Origin of the sequence: Helicobacter didelphidarum, from assembly GCF_003364195.1 — a bacterium.
In the GTDB taxonomy this organism is placed as follows: domain Bacteria; phylum Campylobacterota; class Campylobacteria; order Campylobacterales; family Helicobacteraceae; genus Helicobacter_A; species Helicobacter_A didelphidarum.
Window position 1 is genome coordinate 1 of record NZ_NXLQ01000204.1, and the last position, 487, is coordinate 487.

A 487-nucleotide genomic window follows, 5' to 3' on the forward strand; every position below is an offset into this window, starting at 1 on the left:
TTCTAACAGCTGCCCTCCAACCAAAGTATATCGTTGAGGAACACTTAAAGCATTTATCTCTTTGTATGCTTTGTTCATATCCTCCCAACTCGGTCTTTTGCATTTTATACTTACAGATTTATCTCCACAAGTTGCCTTTATTGTTATTGCCACTTATCTTTCCTCCCTAATCTTTATATTTTTTATGATTGCTTGATTGTTTTGTATTATAGCACGAGTAACAATTATTTCATTAGCAGAAGTTTCTAATTCTATCTCCACTTCCTCTCCATCACTATATCCTTGTGTCTTGATATGTAAGTTTATATCATTAGAATGCCTTGAAGATTCTTGCAATCCTATCATATCCCCTCCATAGCTAAAATACATTTCAAGGATTTGCTTGTTGATATTCTCTTTATTTGTGAAAGGAGAATCTTGATTGGAATCTTTGTTTCTATCATCTGTATTATTAGCATTTATAGTAGCATCTTTATTTGTCTCATCA

The 487-nt window shown here is 32.4% G+C and carries 1 pseudogene; it reads right to left on the reverse strand.

Annotated features, from left to right (window positions below):
- Nucleotides 1-153 precede the first annotated feature (153 nt).
- Nucleotides 154-487: pseudogene (locus CQA53_RS11955) on the reverse strand (hypothetical protein); the annotation flags it as partial.